Origin of the sequence: Rhizobium sp. BT04, assembly GCF_030053135.1 — a bacterium.
GTDB classification, from domain to species: Bacteria; Pseudomonadota; Alphaproteobacteria; order Rhizobiales; family Rhizobiaceae; genus Rhizobium; species Rhizobium binxianense.
Genome location: NZ_CP125652.1, coordinates 4,049,513 through 4,064,229, shown reverse-complemented (window position 1 = coordinate 4,064,229; position 14,717 = coordinate 4,049,513). Strand labels below are relative to the sequence as shown.

The window sequence follows — 14,717 nt, the reverse complement described above, 5'->3', positions numbered from 1 at the left end:
CATCCCTTGTACAAGCGTTTCTTGGAGGCCCTATGTCTTTTTCACGAGGCCTTTCATGACGGTTTGCGATGGTCTATATCAGCGGCGCAAACAAAAATCGATTGGGTAAGCACCGTTTTGATGCACTTTTCGCCGCCGGATGCGGGCAACTTCAACAGGATACCCGCGATGGCGTGCCTGCAGGGCAGCCACTCTCCAACTTTCGGCAGAGCGAGCCACGGCTGCGCCCGGCCGGGTTTCTTCCAGCGATAGATCAAGGATGACGAACGTGGACTATATCTCGACCCGCGGCGAGGCCCCTGCCCTCGGCTTTTGCGACGCCCTGCTGACCGGGCTGGCGCGCGATGGCGGGCTCTACGTTCCCCGGGAATGGCCGAGCTTTTCCAAGAAGCAAATCCGGGCGCTGCGCGGCAAGAGCTATCAGGAGGTCGCCTTCACCATCCTGTCGCCCTTCACCAATGGCGAGATCCCCGACCACACCTTCCGGGCGATGATCGACGAGGCCTACGGCACCTTCCGCCATCCGGCGATCGCGCCGCTCGTCCAGACCGGTCCGAACAGCTTCGTCATGGAGCTGTTCCACGGCACGACGCTCGCCTTCAAGGACGTGGCGATGCAGCTGCTCGCCCGGCTGATGGATTATGCGCTGGAGAAGCGCGGCGAGCGGGCAACGATCGTCGGCGCCACCTCGGGCGATACCGGCGGGGCTGCGATCGACGCCTTCGCCGGCCGCGAGCGCACCGACATCTTCATCCTGTTCCCGCATGGCAAGGTCTCGCCGGTGCAGCAGCGGCAGATGACGACCTCGCCGTCATCAAATGTGCATGCGCTTGCGGTCGAGGGCAATTTCGACGATTGCCAGAACCTGGTGAAGGCGATGTTCAACGACGTGGCCTTCCGCGACAAGGTTCGTCTGTCGGGGGTCAACTCGATCAACTGGGCGCGCATCATGGCCCAGATCGTCTATTATTTCACGGCAGCGGTGGCGCTCGGCGGGCCGGACCGGAAGATCTCGTTCACGGTGCCGACAGGCAATTTCGGCGATATCTTTGCCGGCTACTGCGCCAAGCGCATGGGCCTGCCGATCGACCGGCTTGTCATCGCCACCAACGAAAACGACATTCTGGCGCGGACGCTGAAGACCGGCCGCTACGACATGAAGGCCGTCAAGGCGACGACTTCGCCGTCTATGGACATCCAGATCTCGTCGAACTTCGAACGGCTGCTGTTCGAAGCCTATGGGCGCGACGCCTCCAAGGTGCGCGCCGCGATGGAAAGCCTCAAGCAATCCAACGGTTTCGAGATCGGCGCGCAAGCGCTGAAGGCGATCCGCCGCGATTTCCGCGCCGGCCGCGCCAGCGAGAGCCAGGTGGCCGAGACGATCCGCAAGACCCATGCCGAGACCGGTTATCTGCTTGATCCGCATTCGGCGATCGGCGTCTTCGTCGCCAACAAGAAAGAAAAGCCGAATACGCCGATGGTGACGCTTTCGACCGCGCATCCGGCGAAATTCCCGGTTGCCGTAAAATCGGCCAGCGGTATTGACCCGGCGCTTCCGACGTGGCTTGCTGAACTGATGCACAGGGAGGAGCGTTTCCAGATCATCGAACCGGAGCTGAAAGCCGTGGAAACCTTTATCGGCAAACATGCCCGCGGCGAGACGACGGCAGGCGCAGAAAGATAGCCAATGACAGTTGAGTGCACCCGGCTGAAATCCGGGCTGACAGTAGTTACAGAGACCATGCCGCACCTTGAAAGCGTTGCGCTCGGAGTCTGGATCAAATCGGGATCGCGTAACGAGACGGAAGACGAGCACGGCGTCGCCCACCTGCTCGAGCACATGGCCTTCAAGGGCACGGCGCGCCGCTCGGCCCGCCAGATCGCCGAGGAAATCGAGGATGTCGGCGGCGAAGTCAACGCCGCCACCTCGACCGAGACGACCTCCTATTACGCCCGCGTCCTCAAGGACCACGTACCGCTTGCCGTCGACATCCTCGCCGACATCCTGACGGAATCGGCCTTCGAGGAGGAGGAGCTGGAGCGTGAGAAGCAGGTGATCCTGCAGGAAATCAACGCTGCCAACGACACGCCCGACGACGTGGTGTTCGACCGGTTCTCCGAGGTCGCCTATCGCGACCAGACGCTCGGCCGGGCAATCCTCGGCACGCCGGAGACCGTCGTCTCCTTCACGCCGCAGCAGATCCGCGGCTATCTCGGCCGCAACTACACGACCGACCGCATGTTCGTGGTCGCCACCGGCGCCGTCGAGCACGAAGAATTCGTCCGCATGGTCGAGGAGCGTTTCGCCAGTCTGCCGACGTCGCCTTCCGCCCCGCCGGTCATGGAAGCGGCGCGTTATATCGGCGGCAGCGTGCGTGAACCGCGCGACCTGATGGACGCGCAGATCCTGCTCGGCTTCGAGGGCAAACCTTACCACGCCCGCGATTTCTACTGTTCGCAGATCCTCGCCAATATCCTCGGCGGCGGCATGTCCTCCAGGCTGTTCCAGGAGGTGCGCGAGTTCCGCGGTCTCTGCTATTCCGTCTATGCCTTCCACTGGGGCTTTTCCGACACCGGCATCTTCGGCATTCATGCCGCGACCGGCGGCGAAAACCTGCCGGAACTGGTGCCCGTCATCATCGACGAGCTGCACAAATCAGCCGATCAGATCCACCAGAAGGAAATCGAGCGCGCCCGCGCCCAGATCCGCGCCCAGCTGCTGATGGGCCAGGAAAGCCCGGCGTCGCGCGCCGGCCAGATCGCCAGGCAGATGATGCTTTACGGCCGGCCGATCTCCAATCCGGAGATGATGGAACGGCTGGAAGGCATCACCATCGAGCGGCTGACCGATCTGGCCGGCCGGCTGTTCTACGATACGGTGCCGACGCTTTCAGCGATCGGGCCGCTGGAACAGCTCGCACCGATGGAAGACATCACCGCTTCGCTTTCGGTCCCGGCACCGAAGACGATGCAGGCCGGCCGCTGAGCCGGCGTTCGTCCTTGCCGGGAGTGATCGATGCCAAAATCGGTGTTTCGGTTTCTGTCGCGGCAGCCGGAAGCGGTGGAGCTGGAGAACGACAGATATCTCTTGCGCCTGCCGCGCTACCAGGATTTCAACCAGTGGCACCGGCTGCGCGCCGAAAGCCGCAAGTTCCTCGAACCCTGGGAGCCGACCTGGCGGCGCGACGAGCTGACGGAGGGCGCCTACCGCGCCCGCGTCATCCGCGGCAAGCAGGAATATGCTTCGGGCCAGGCGATCCCGCTGTTCATTTTCCTCAAAGACGACATGACGCTCGTCGGCGGCATCACCATCGGTTATATCAGGCGGGGTGCGGCACAAAGCTGCATGATCGGCTACTGGATGGGCGAACGCCATGCCGGCCAGGGGCATATGTTCGCCGCTCTGCAAATGGTTATTCCTTACATCTTCACCGGGCTTGAGTTGCACCGTATCGAAGCAGCCTGTATTCCAGATAACGCGCGCAGCATCCGTCTGCTTGAAAAGGCCGGGTTTCAGAAGGAGGGCTATCTGCGCGGATACTTGAAGATCAACGGTCAGTGGCATGACCATGTGATGTTTTCACATCTCGCCACCGATACGGATAAAGGCAGGAAAACCGACAGCCGATGACCAGAGACCGCATGCTGCCCAAGTCACCGTCCGGACGAGTGATCGCGGTGATCGCAGCCCTTTTCCTGGCAGCCTTCGCCTTGATGGCGGGCGCTGCCCAGGCGGCCGAACCGGTGAAGATTTCCCGCGACGATACCGCGCTCGATCTGACCGCGACCACCGAAATCTACGTCAACCAGGGCGAGGCCTTCCAGGTTTCGACGGCCGCGGGCGCCGACGGCATCCGCCGCCGTATCGAAGTCAGGGCAAGCTCGGAGAACCACCAGGGCGACTGGGCGGTGTTTGCGCTCGCCAATGTTTCGGAGGAACAGCTCGAGCGCGTCATCGTCGCGCCGCATTTCCGTCTGGTCAATTCCAAGCTGTTCTGGCCGGATCTCGGCTCGCAGCGCATCAGCGCCATCACGCCCAGCGAAGGTTTCGCGCTCGACCGGCAGCCGAGCGACGAGGCCGACGTCTTCCGCATCACGCTGAACCCCGGCGCCGTCATCACCTTCGTCGCCGAGCTGTCGACGCCGGAGTTGCCGCAGATCTATCTCTGGGAACCGAACGCCTACAAGGACACGATCAACGCCTTCACGCTCTATCGCGGCATCGTGCTCGGCATTGCCGGCCTGCTCGCCGTGTTCCTGACCATCCTCTTCGTCGTCAAGGGCACGTCGATGCTGCCGGCAACCGCAGCCCTTGCCTGGGCGGTACTCGGCTATATCTGCGTCGACTTCGGTTTCCTCGGCAAGCTGATCAGCGTCGCCTCGGCCGACCAGCGAATATGGCGCGCCTGCGCCGAGGTGGCGCTGGCCTCCAGTTTCGTCATCTTTCTCTTCACCTATCTCAACCTCAACCGCTGGCATGCGCATCTCGGCTATGCCACGCTTGCCTGGGTGCTCGGCCTTGCCCTGCTGTTCGGTGTGGCGATCTACGATCCGTCGATTGCCGCCGGCATCGCCAGGCTGTCCTTCGCGCTGACGGCGGCGACCGGCCTGCTTTTGATCATCTATCTCGGCTTCAACCGCTATGACCGCGCCATCCTGCTGGTGCCGGCCTGGGCGCTGACGCTCGTCTGGCTGTTCGGGGCGTGGCTGACGGTCACCGGCCGGCTTGACAACGACATCATCCAGCCGGCCCTCGGCGGCGGCCTGGTGCTGATCGTGCTCCTGATCGGCTTCACCGTCATGCAGCACGCCTTTGCCGGCGGCGCTTTCCAGCAGGGGCTGTTTTCCGATCTCGAACGGCAATCCCTAGCGCTGACCGGATCCGGCGACATGGTGTGGGACTGGGATGTGGCGCGCGACCGCGTCGTCACAATTCCCGACGTCTCGGTCAAGCTCGGCCTATCGCCAGGCGCCATGCACGGCGCGGCCCGCAACTGGCTGCCGCGGCTGCACCCTGATGATCGCGACCGCTTCCGTGCCACCCTCGACGTGCTGCTCGAACATCGCCGCGGGCGGCTGAACCACGAGTTCCGCATCCGCGCCGAGGACGGCCATTTCCATTGGCTGCTGATCCGTGCCCGGCCGGTGCTCGGCTCGAACGGCGAGATCATCCGCTGCGTCGGCACGATCGTCGACGTGACCGAGCAGAAGAATTCCGTCGAGCGGCTGCTGCACGATGCGCTGCACGACAATCTGACCGGCCTGCCGAACCGCCAGGTCTTCCTCGACCGGCTGCAGTCGGTGCTGGCGCTGGCGCCGGGCGGCGACACGCTCAGGCCGACGGTGATGGTGATCGATATCGACCGCTACAAGCTGGTCAATGATGCGCTCGGGGTCGCTGCCGGCGACAATATTCTCATCGCGCTGACGCGGCGGCTCCGCCGGCTGCTGAAGCCGCAGGACACGCTGGCGCGGCTTGCCGGCGACCAGTTCGGCCTGATCCTGGTGTCCGAGCACAATCCGGCCAAGGTTGCCGATTTTGCCGATGCGATCAGCAAGGCGATCATGGTGCCGATCAACTTCGCCAATCGCGAGATCATCCTGACGGCCTCGGTCGGGCTTGCCTCCTGGGTCGACCGGCAGGAAAGCGCCACCGGCCTGCTCAGCGACGCCGAGCTTGCCATGTACCGGGCCAAACGGGCCGGCGGCAACCGCGTCGAGCCGTTCCAGCCGGCCTTCCGCGACTTCGGCACCGACCGGCTGCAGCTGGAAACCGATCTGCGCCGCGCCATCGAGCGCAAGGAATTGTCGATGGTCTACCAGCCGATCGCCAGGCTTGAAGATGTCGAGGTCGCCGGTTTCGAGGCGTTGATGCGCTGGGAACATCCCAAACGCGGCAATATCCAGCCATCCGAATTCATTCCGATCGCCGAAGCCTCCGATCTCATCGGTCCGCTCGGCATGTTTGCGCTGGAACAGGCGACCAACGATCTGATGAGCTGGCAGAACCAGACCGGCGAACTGCCGATCTTCGTCTCGATCAATCTGTCGAGCGTGCAACTGCTCAACAACGAACTCTATGACGATGTGCGGTCGGTTCTCGCCAAGACGCATTGCCAGCCATCGCGCCTCAAGCTCGAACTGACGGAATCCATGGTGATGGAAAATCCGGAACAGGCCCGCCTCGTCTTACAGAAGCTGAAGGAAGCCGGCATCGGCCTGGCGCTCGACGATTTCGGCACCGGCTATTCGTCGCTCGCCTATCTCACCCGCTTCCCCTTCGACATGATCAAGCTCGACAAGGCGCTTGTGCGCGACGGCAGCGACAAGAAGGCGACCGTGCTCCGTTCGGTGATATCGATGGCGCGCGAGCTTGAGATGACGGTGGTGGCGGAGGGGATCGAATCCAACGAGGATGCGATCGAACTCGCCAAGATGGGCTGCAGCTACGGACAGAGCTATCTCTTCGGGCCGCCAATCCCTTCGGAATCGGTGCTGCGGCTGCTTCGGGAGCGCTTTCCGCTGACGAAGCGCGCCTGACCGGGCGATCGGCCTCAGCGCTCGACGGGAACGCTCAAGCCGACCTTCACCCGATCCATCGCGACGAATGTCCGAAAGCGCTTGACGTTGTTATTGCCGAAAAACAGCCGCCGCGTCAGAGCCTCGTAGTCGGCCATTGCCGGGACGACGATGACCAAAACGAAATCCGCCTCGCCGGTGACGTAGTAGCATTGCTGGATTTCAGGCGCGGCCGCGAACTGGCTTTTGGCCTCTTCGATCTGTTTTGACGTTTCGCTGATAACCTCCACCTCCACGAAGATGGTGATCGATTGCCCAAGCGCTGCGGGGTCGAGAACCGCGACGTTCGCCTGGATGACCCCCTCCTCTGCCATCCGTTTGATCCGGCGTTGGACGGCCGGCGCAGACAGGCCGACGGCTTCGCCGATGGTCCGCTGCGGCGTGCTATTGTCCCTTTGCAGGATCGCCAGGATTTTGCGGTCAAAAGCATCCAGCTGCGGAAATTTTCCCGGTCGGCTCAAAATGAAGGCTCCAACGAAACAAACTTGCAAAAATACCCGCGAAATACAGCGCCTTTTTCACGTCGGCTGCAATATGTTTCAAAGGACAACGCAAGTGAGGCGCCCATGTTTCTGCTGAACAGCTCTTCCGACTATCGTCAGCCGCTTGACCCACGCGACGCCGAAATCCTCGGCCTGGATGCCGCAAACGCCGTCGAGCGCCACCTGACCTTCCGGGAAAACCATGCGGAAACGCCGCTCGTCGCTCTGCCGGCGCTGGCCGCCGAAATCGGTGTCGCCTCGATCCACATGAAGGACGAAGGCCACCGCCTCGGCCTCGGGAGCTTCAAGGCGCTTGGCGGCGCCTATGCCGTGATCCGGCTCGTCCTCGATGAAGCGGCGCACAGGCTCGGCCGCGCAATCGATATCTCGGAATTGCATTCTTCGACTGTCCGCAAAATCGCCGAGACGATGACGGTGGCCTGCGCCACCGACGGCAATCACGGCCGCTCGGTGGCGCAGGGTGCGCAGCTGGTGGGAGCACGGGCGGTGATCTCAGTGCATTCCGGTGTCAGCGACGAACGTGTCGCCGCCATCGCTCGCTTCGGCGCGGATATGATCCGTGTCGACGGGACCTATGATGATTCCGTTCGGGAGGCCGCGCGCATTGCCGAAGAAAAAGGCTGGACGATCGTGTCGGACACCTCATGGCCCGGCTATGAGCGCATTCCCGGGCTGGTGATGCAGGGTTACACCGCCCTTGTCCGGGAAGCCCTGAGGGCAATGCCGCAACCGCCGACCCATGTCTTCATTCAGGCAGGTGTCGGCGGGATCGCCGCCGCTGTCGCAGGCCACATGGCCATCGCCTTCGGCGACAAACGCCCGACCTTCATCGTCGTCGATCCCGCCCGCGCCGCCTGCCTGTTCGAAACGGCTCGGGCGGGACATTTGGTGACCGTTGCCCACGGCGAGCCGACTATCATGGCGATGCTCGAATGCTACGAACCTTCCCTCGTCGCCTGGCGTATTCTCTCCCGGGTCGCCGACGCATTCATGACGGTGGATGAAGACGACGCGATCGCAGTGATGAAGCGGCTTGCCGATCCCGCTGGAAACGACCCCGCGATCGTCGCCGGCGAAAGCGGCGGAGTGGGTCTTGCCGGGCTGATCGGCGCCATCGGCGATCCGGCGATCCGGCAAGCACTGTCTCTCGACGGACATTCCCGCATCTTCCTGGTGAACACCGAAGGCGCGACCGACCCCGGCAAATATGAAGAGATCGTCGGGCTGTCACCAGCCGCGGTCGCCGCGAAACACAAGACCGGAGCTTCAGGTTGAGCCATCGTTCGATCGATTCCTCTCGCCTGCTCGGACGGATCGCAGAACTCGGCGAGATCGGCCGTGATGCAGGCGGCAGGCTCGTCCGGTTGGGGGACGGTCATGACGCCCAGATGATCGCCGGTATTGCGCCCAGCGCGATGATCTTCGTGCCCAGCCGCGGCGGCATCAGTCACAATCCGAAGGAGTTCACGGCCGACACGGAGCTTGTCGCGGGGGCGAATATCCTCCTCGACGTCGTTTGCGGACTTGCAACAGGGGAACTGCCGAAATGAGCGTGGACTACCAGATGCTGGAACAGGAAATGACCACCTGGAGGCGGGACCTTCACAGCCATCCCGAGTTCGGCTTCGAGGAGCAGCGGACGGCGGCTTTCGTCGCGCAAAAGCTGCGGGAGTTCGGGCTCGACGAGGTTGTCGAAGGTGTTGGAGGCACAGGGGTTGTCGGAACCCTGAGGCGCGGCGGCGGCAACCGCTCCATCGCGCTGCGCGCCGACATGGATGCCCTTCGGATCACCGAACAGGGAGAGAAGTCCTATCGGTCGCAGAGCGCCGGTGTGATGCATGCCTGCGGCCATGACGGCCATACGGCGATGCTGCTTGGCGCCGCCAGGATGCTGTCGGAAGACGGCGATTTCGACGGCACTGTCCGGTTCATTTTTCAGCCTGCCGAGGAGTGGGGCAAAGGTGCGTTGGCGATGCTCGCCGATGGTCTGATGACGCGCTTTCCATTCGACGAAATCTACGGCCTGCACAACATGCCAGGTCTTCCGGTCGGCGTTTTCCAGACCCGCGTCGGCGCGATCATGTCGGCGGAAGACAATTTCGAGATAGTGCTCAAGGGCGTCGGCGGACACGCCGCGCGTCCGCACTGGGGCAACGAAGTCCTGGTCGCCGCCTGCATAGTGGTGACGAACCTCCAGACGATCGTTTCCCGAAGGCTCGATCCGACGGATATCGGCGTCGTCTCCGTGACGGAACTGCTGACCGACGGCACCCGCAACGCTCTGCCTGGACTGGCGCGCATTCTGGGCGATGCCCGCAGCTTCCGCCCCGAGGTCAGCGCGGAGATCGAGAAGCAGATGCGCCGCATCGCGGAGGGCACCGCACTCGCCCATAATGTCTCGGCCGAGGTGAACTATACGAGAGAATTCGTTCCCCTTCTCAATGATGCCGCCCTGGTCGAGGAAGCATTTGCCGCAGCCCGCAGCGTCTTTGCGTCCGAGAACATCAAGGTCCGGCGCGAGCCGATGACCGGATCGGAAGACTTCGCGCGCTTCCTCGAACATGTCCCCGGCTGCTTCGTCTTCCTGGGCAATGGCGAAGACTCAGCGCCGCTTCACAATCCGAACTACGATTTCAACGACGACGGACTCCTCCATGGCGCCAAATTCCACGCAAGCATCGTCCGTAGACGGCTGAACGCAAGCTGAGATCGCATTTTTCACCGGTACGCCGGCGTCTGCCCGGCGCGCGCCCTTCCCTCTCATAAAGGGCCATTGACCAACGGCCTGCGATGTGCGCCTCTCATTGCTTGCACAAGGAAAATCCCATGCTCAAGTTTCTGCTCACCCTCTCGATGGGTGTTTTTTGCGTATCGCCGCTTCAGGCCGGCGATATCACTCCCGTTACCAAGAGCTGCCAGCCGGGGGCAAAACAGGCGCAATGCGAGCGATGGGTCACGGATATCAAGAAAGCCGTCGAGCTGGCCTATAAAGGCGACCACGGGGCGCAGGTGACCGTTGCCTTCTGCCTGTCCACCGGTTGCCATGGTGCTGTCGCCATCGACAAGGTCGCCTCCTGCAGCTGGCATCTGGTCATCGCCAATTCCGGTTCGACGACCGTGCTCGACAGTTCCAACACCAGGAACACCTGCAGACCGATGACAGCGGCCGAGAAGGACGAAGCCCGCGCGCTGGCAAGCGATCTCGTCCAGAAGATCTACAAGCGGCCCCTGGTCAAGACCGACCAGATGTAATCTGCCCGGGCCTCGGCTTGCGGCGCAACGCTTGCGTGAAAATAAATCTCATTGCCCTCCCGGCTTTCGCCGCTATTCTCCACCCAAAGAAAATCGGGCCACAGAAAATCGGGAGGACCACGGATGATCCTGCACTGCGTATTCCTGCGGCTGAAGACCGCGGTGACGACCGAGGACAAGGAGTCGCTGTTTGCGGCGATCGTCGCCCTGAAACAGGTCATTCCCGGCATATTGGATATCAAATACGGACCGAATGTTTCGCCCGAGGGCCTGGATGGCGGCTTCGTCGACGGTTTTGCCGTGACCTTCGAAAGCGCCGCGGCACGCGATGCCTATCTCATCCATCCCGAACATGTGATCGTCGGCGAGCGCATCGCCTCGTCGACGGATGGAGGCCTCGCCGGCATCCTGGTCTTCGACCTCAATCTTTAGAGCAGTCCAGTTCCTGGAAGCGCAGTACCGTTCCCAAGCTTTTGTTTGAAGGCCTGCCCTTTCGTTTGGGCGGCGAAATTAGAGCAATTCCAGGAAAAGTGCGAAACGGTTTTCCGTCCGGAGTTGCGTTAAAACAAAAAGTTAGAGATTGCCAGAACCTTCACGTGCCGTTTCAATTGCGGTCTTCGGCTTTATCCTGCCTTGAGCAGACTCATCCATCCCGAGCATGTGATCATGGGCGAGCGCATCGCCTCGTCGACGGATGCGGCCTTGCCGGCATGCTGGTCTTCGACCTCAACCTCTGAGAATGGCCGGCAGTTGCCGAATGCAGGCTGGAGCCGTATCGTAGCGGACATCGTTTCACCGACCTCGGGTTGGGCCATGACTCAGGAAATCCGGCTTTTTGGCGCGATCGCGGTTCGACCCGCCGTCCTTGCCCTCCTTCCCCGGTTCGAAACCGCCACGGGATTGACGGTTGCGGTCAAGTGGGAGGTCAATCCGACAGTAAAGAAGCAGATTGAGGCCGGGGAAGCGTTTGACCTCGTCATCATCAATCCGCCCATGGTTCGGGATCTGACCGCCTTGGGAAAGGTCATGGGCGGGAGTGACGTCGCGTTCGGCAGAATAGGGATGGGCGTGGCGGCCAAGGCGGGCAGTAGACCGCTCGACATCGGGTCGGTAGAAGCATTCACAGATGCCTTGAAGAGCGCGGCATCAATTGCCTACGCCAGTGACGGAACCAGCGGTGGCTACTTCTTGGGCTTGCTGGATCGCCTGGGAATAGCCGATGAGGTGAAGCCCAAGCTCGTGGCCATAGCGGGAGGGCAGACGGCGCTGGCGGTAGGCCGTGGGGAAGCCGAGTTGGCAGTCGTTCCCGTGACTTCGATTCTCGCCGCGGCTCCCGAGGTCGTGCTTGTCGGTCAGTTTCCGGCAGAACTCCAAAGTTATATTGACTTCGCCATTGGCATCAGCGTCGATTCAAGGGACGCGAAAGCTGCGAAACGGCTGTCGGAGTTTTTGGCTTCCCCTGCCGTTGACGATATCCTGAAGGTCAAGGGTGTCGAGCGCCGTCGAGAGAGTGCTTGATAAGCGACGATCGGCGCACGACCCACAGTCCTCGATTGTCAGCTCGATTTCGCCATGGCGGCGGCGAGCTGGTCGACATTGTATTTGAACATCTTCTCGTAGGTCGGCGCCGGCCCCTTGGCGTCGGACAGGGACTCGACATAAAGCTCGCCGCCGGGCTCGGCACCGGTTGCCTTGGCGACCTGCTTGACCAGGCGCGGATCGTTGGAATTCTCGAAGAAATAGGCCTTCACATGCTCGCTCTTGATCTGTTCGATCAGCTTGGCGACGTCGGCGGCCGATGCCTCGCTTTCCGTGGACAGACCGAGTGGGGCGAGGAAGCTGACATTATATTCGCGGCCGAAATAACCGAAGGCATCGTGGCTGGTCAGCACCTTGCGGCGATCGTCGGCCACCTTGTCGAATTTCGCATGGGCGTAGGCGTTCAGCGCGTCCAGCGTCTTCGTGTAGTTCTCGGCATTGGCCCTGAAGGCGGCGGCGTCCGCGGGATCGGCCGCTGACAGCGCCTTTTCGATATTGGCGACCCAGATCTTGACGTTGACGGGGCTGTTCCAGACATGCGGATCGGTGATCTTCTCGCCGTCCTCTTCCATGGTGCTGACGTCGATGCCTTCGGAGACGGTGACCGGCTTGCCCTTATAGCCCGAGGCGGTGATCAGCCGGTCCATCCAGCCTTCCAGGCCCTCGCCGCTGACGAAGGTAAGCTGCGCCGCGTTCAAATTCTTCGCATCAGCCGGCGACGGCTCGAATTCATGGGGATCGCCGTTCGGCCCGACGAGGCTCGTCACCTTCACATGCTCGCCGCCGACCTGCTTGACGACATCGGCAAGCACGGTGAAGGACGCCACAACCTTCAGCGTTTGCGCGGAAGCGGGCATGGCCGACAGCGCCATCAAGGCGGGGATGGCTGCGGAGAGAAGCAGTCTGTGCGGGTTCATCGAAGTCTCCTTGGGATCAGCCCTTCAAATGCGGGCGGGGAAAGAAGCGCCGGGCTAAGCCGGAGGGCGCGAAAAGAATCGAAAAGCCGTAGAGGATCGCCGCCGTCATGATGATCGTCGGGCCGGAGGCGAGTTCGAGATGGTAGGAGGCGATCAGGCCGAGATAGCCGGAGGCGGCGGCACTGGCAGCCGCAATCGCCATCATCACCGCCAGGCTGCGCGACCAGAGCTGGGCGATGGCGGCCGGCAGCATCATCAGTCCGACCGCCATCAGCGTGCCGAGCGCCTGGAAGCTGGCGACGAGGTTCAGCACCACCAGCAGCAGGAAGAACACGTGATAGACAGGGCCGCGCCCGCCGACGGCGCGCAGGAAGCCCGGATCGAAACATTCCGCCACCAGCGGGCGGTAGATGAAGGCGAGGATGACGAGGGTCAGCGAGGTGATCGCGCCGATCAGATAGAGCGCCGATGCATCGATCGCCAGGATGGTGCCGAAGAGCACATGCAGGAGATCGATATTCGAGCCGCGTAGCGAGACGATCAACACGCCGAGCGCCAGCGAGGCGAGGTAGAAGCTGGCGAAGCTCGCATCCTCCTGCAGCACGGTCATCCGGCTGACGGCGCCCGATAGCAGCGCCACCGACAGGCCGGCAATCAGGCCGCCGAGGCCCATCGCCGTCAGCGACAGCGATCCGGCGACCAGGTAACCGATCGCCGCACCCGGCAGTACGGCATGGCTCATGGCGTCGCCCATCAGGCTCATGCGCCGCAGCATCAGGAAAACGCCGATCGGTCCGGAGCCGAGCCCGAGGCAAAGGCAGGCGACGAGCGCGCGGCGCATGAAGCCGAAATCGGCAAAGGGCGCCAGGAAGAGATCATAGGCCGTCATGCCGCCGGCGCCTCTTGAGGTTCGCAGGCCTCGGCATCCTCATCCCAGCGCTCGGCCATGGCGCGCGCCTTCATCAGATTGGCGGATGACATGACCTCTGCGGTCGGGCCCCATCCCACAAGCTCGCGGGCAAGCAGCAGGGTCTCGGGGAAATGCGTGCGGACGAGGTCGAAATCATGCAGCACTGTGATAACAGTGCGGCCCTCGCCATGCCAGCGGGCGACGATATCGATGAGATCCTTGGTGGTGCGGGCATCGATCGCGGTAAACGGCTCGTCGAGCAGGATGATGCCGGCATCCTGCAGCAGCAGCCTGGCAAAGAGCACACGCTGGAACTGGCCGGCCGAGAGCGACCCGACATGGCGCTTGCCGAAGCCTTCGAGCCCGACGGCGGCAAGCGCCTCACCTGCCCTTTTCACCTCGCCGGGCGCGATGCGGCCGAAAGCGCCCGTCTTCTTCCAGGCGCCGAGCATGACGGTGTCGATCACCGAGATCGGAAAGCGCCGATCGATCTCGGCCGCCTGCGGGAGATAACCGAATTCCGCCCGCCCTAACCGATGCTCGACCCTGCCTTCGGCCGGGCGAAGCTCACCCATGATCGCCTTCAGCAGCGTCGACTTGCCCGCCCCGTTCGGCCCGGCAATGGCCGTCAGGCTGCCGGAGGCAAAGGCGCCGGAGACATGATGGACGGCGGGGTGCCTGTGATAGGCGACGGTCAAATTCTCAAGACGGATCAGCGGCGTCATGGCAAGAGAACCGCCCAGTAGATCGCCAGCCACAGGAGCGCAACGACCAGCGCGATGCCGATCACCCTAGATAAAGCCGACTGTCCCAGCAGGCTGACGGAAGGGCGGTCGTGGCTTGGTAGCATGGCTGATCCTACAATGTAATAACATTACGGTTATGTTATAACGATTGCGGCAAGATTGAGGCGAGGATTGAAGCTCCCACACAATTGAAAGAGGCGACCGAACGGCCGCCTTTCATGTGTCGCGATGTCTGTTATGAGGTTTTGGACGATGTGAGGCTGGAACCCTC

14 protein-coding genes and 1 pseudogene are annotated in these 14,717 nt (G+C 62.5%); 10 read left to right on the top strand and 5 right to left on the bottom strand.

Features of this window, described 5'->3' with window-relative positions; translation table 11 throughout:
• Positions 1-259: 259 nt before the first annotated feature.
• Genes thrC through QMO82_RS28040 form a run of 4 tightly spaced genes read left to right on the top strand, consistent with a single transcriptional unit; the run spans position 260 to position 6,540 of the window.
• Positions 260-1,684: a threonine synthase gene (thrC, locus tag QMO82_RS28055; RefSeq protein ID WP_183605958.1), complete on the top strand. Its 1,425-nt coding sequence runs from the start codon at positions 260-262 to the stop codon at positions 1,682-1,684.
• A 3-nt stretch (positions 1,685-1,687) separates the two neighbouring features.
• Complete coding sequence (locus QMO82_RS28050; protein WP_183605957.1) at positions 1,688-2,986, top strand: pitrilysin family protein; 1,299 nt, start codon at positions 1,688-1,690, stop codon at positions 2,984-2,986.
• A 30-nt stretch (positions 2,987-3,016) separates the two neighbouring features.
• The gene (locus QMO82_RS28045; RefSeq protein WP_183605956.1) at positions 3,017-3,631 is read left to right on the top strand and encodes a GNAT family N-acetyltransferase; all 615 of its coding nucleotides are present in this window, start codon (positions 3,017-3,019) and stop codon (positions 3,629-3,631) included.
• Positions 3,628-6,540, top strand: a complete 2,913-nt coding sequence (locus QMO82_RS28040; RefSeq protein ID WP_183605955.1) for a sensor domain-containing phosphodiesterase — start codon at positions 3,628-3,630, stop codon at positions 6,538-6,540. The genes QMO82_RS28045 and QMO82_RS28040 overlap by 4 nt, the downstream gene beginning before the upstream one ends.
• Positions 6,541-6,554: 14 nt before the next feature.
• Here QMO82_RS28040 and QMO82_RS28035 read toward each other — a convergent pair whose 3' ends face one another.
• Entirely contained in the window at positions 6,555-7,040 is a 486-nt protein-coding gene (locus QMO82_RS28035; protein WP_097619337.1) for an Lrp/AsnC family transcriptional regulator, read from the bottom strand.
• A gap of 105 nt (positions 7,041-7,145) precedes the next feature.
• On the opposite strand from QMO82_RS28035, the gene QMO82_RS28030 reads away from it, so the two are divergent.
• The 6 genes and pseudogenes from QMO82_RS28030 (at position 7,146) to QMO82_RS28005 (ending at position 11,852) form a co-directional block, all read left to right on the top strand.
• Complete coding sequence (locus tag QMO82_RS28030) at positions 7,146-8,357, top strand: diaminopropionate ammonia-lyase (protein ID WP_183605954.1); 1,212 nt, start codon at positions 7,146-7,148, stop codon at positions 8,355-8,357.
• Positions 8,358-8,449: 92 nt separating this feature from the next.
• Positions 8,450-8,632 (top strand): annotated as a pseudogene (locus QMO82_RS28025) (M20/M25/M40 family metallo-hydrolase); the annotation flags it as partial.
• Entirely contained in the window at positions 8,629-9,789 is a 1,161-nt protein-coding gene (locus QMO82_RS28020) for a M20 aminoacylase family protein (protein WP_183605953.1), read from the top strand. The pseudogene QMO82_RS28025 and the gene QMO82_RS28020, both read left to right, overlap by 4 nt.
• A gap of 119 nt (positions 9,790-9,908) precedes the next feature.
• The gene (locus QMO82_RS28015) at positions 9,909-10,334 is read left to right on the top strand and encodes a hypothetical protein (protein WP_246718183.1); all 426 of its coding nucleotides are present in this window, start codon (positions 9,909-9,911) and stop codon (positions 10,332-10,334) included.
• Between the two features lie 123 nt (positions 10,335-10,457).
• A complete protein-coding gene (locus tag QMO82_RS28010) occupies positions 10,458-10,766 on the top strand; it encodes a Dabb family protein (protein WP_183605951.1) in 309 nt (102 codons plus the stop codon).
• Between the two features lie 381 nt (positions 10,767-11,147).
• On the top strand, positions 11,148-11,852 hold the full coding sequence (locus QMO82_RS28005; RefSeq protein ID WP_183606647.1) for a substrate-binding domain-containing protein: 705 nt from the start codon (positions 11,148-11,150) through the stop codon (positions 11,850-11,852).
• A gap of 38 nt (positions 11,853-11,890) precedes the next feature.
• Here QMO82_RS28005 and QMO82_RS28000 read toward each other — a convergent pair whose 3' ends face one another.
• The 4 genes from QMO82_RS28000 to QMO82_RS27985 are packed head-to-tail and all read right to left on the bottom strand — an operon-like array spanning position 11,891 to position 14,550.
• Positions 11,891-12,790, bottom strand: coding sequence for a metal ABC transporter solute-binding protein, Zn/Mn family (locus QMO82_RS28000; RefSeq protein WP_183605950.1), 900 nt, complete (start codon positions 12,788-12,790; stop codon positions 11,891-11,893).
• Positions 12,791-12,806: 16 nt separating this feature from the next.
• Positions 12,807-13,679 carry a metal ABC transporter permease gene (locus tag QMO82_RS27995; protein WP_183605949.1) on the bottom strand — a complete coding sequence of 291 codons (873 nt, stop codon included), beginning with the start codon at positions 13,677-13,679 and terminating at the stop codon, positions 12,807-12,809.
• Positions 13,676-14,425, bottom strand: coding sequence for a metal ABC transporter ATP-binding protein (locus QMO82_RS27990; RefSeq protein WP_183605948.1), 750 nt, complete (start codon positions 14,423-14,425; stop codon positions 13,676-13,678). The genes QMO82_RS27995 and QMO82_RS27990 overlap by 4 nt, the downstream gene beginning before the upstream one ends.
• Positions 14,422-14,550, bottom strand: coding sequence for a hypothetical protein (locus tag QMO82_RS27985; protein WP_277544211.1), 129 nt, complete (start codon positions 14,548-14,550; stop codon positions 14,422-14,424). Before QMO82_RS27985 ends, QMO82_RS27990 begins: the two co-directional genes overlap by 4 nt.
• Positions 14,551-14,717 lie beyond the last annotated feature (167 nt).

Bases quoted from the DNA above. Each gene is read 5' to 3' on its own strand.
- thrC (WP_183605958.1), top strand. From the start codon at position 260: ATGACGAACGTGGACTATATCTCGACCCGCGGCGAGGCCCCTGCCCTC.
- QMO82_RS28050 (WP_183605957.1), top strand. From the start codon at position 1,688: ATGACAGTTGAGTGCACCCGGCTGAAATCCGGGCTGACAGTAGTTACA.
- QMO82_RS28045 (WP_183605956.1), top strand. From the start codon at position 3,017: ATGCCAAAATCGGTGTTTCGGTTTCTGTCGCGGCAGCCGGAAGCGGTG.
- QMO82_RS28040 (WP_183605955.1), top strand. From the start codon at position 3,628: ATGACCAGAGACCGCATGCTGCCCAAGTCACCGTCCGGACGAGTGATC.
- QMO82_RS28030 (WP_183605954.1), top strand. From the start codon at position 7,146: ATGTTTCTGCTGAACAGCTCTTCCGACTATCGTCAGCCGCTTGACCCA.
- QMO82_RS28020 (WP_183605953.1), top strand. From the start codon at position 8,629: ATGAGCGTGGACTACCAGATGCTGGAACAGGAAATGACCACCTGGAGG.
- QMO82_RS28015 (WP_246718183.1), top strand. From the start codon at position 9,909: ATGCTCAAGTTTCTGCTCACCCTCTCGATGGGTGTTTTTTGCGTATCG.
- QMO82_RS28010 (WP_183605951.1), top strand. From the start codon at position 10,458: ATGATCCTGCACTGCGTATTCCTGCGGCTGAAGACCGCGGTGACGACC.
- QMO82_RS28005 (WP_183606647.1), top strand. From the start codon at position 11,148: ATGACTCAGGAAATCCGGCTTTTTGGCGCGATCGCGGTTCGACCCGCC.
- QMO82_RS28000 (WP_183605950.1), bottom strand. From the start codon at position 12,790: ATGAACCCGCACAGACTGCTTCTCTCCGCAGCCATCCCCGCCTTGATG.
- QMO82_RS27995 (WP_183605949.1), bottom strand. From the start codon at position 13,679: ATGACGGCCTATGATCTCTTCCTGGCGCCCTTTGCCGATTTCGGCTTC.
- QMO82_RS27990 (WP_183605948.1), bottom strand. From the start codon at position 14,425: ATGACGCCGCTGATCCGTCTTGAGAATTTGACCGTCGCCTATCACAGG.
- QMO82_RS27985 (WP_277544211.1), bottom strand. From the start codon at position 14,550: ATGCTACCAAGCCACGACCGCCCTTCCGTCAGCCTGCTGGGACAGTCG.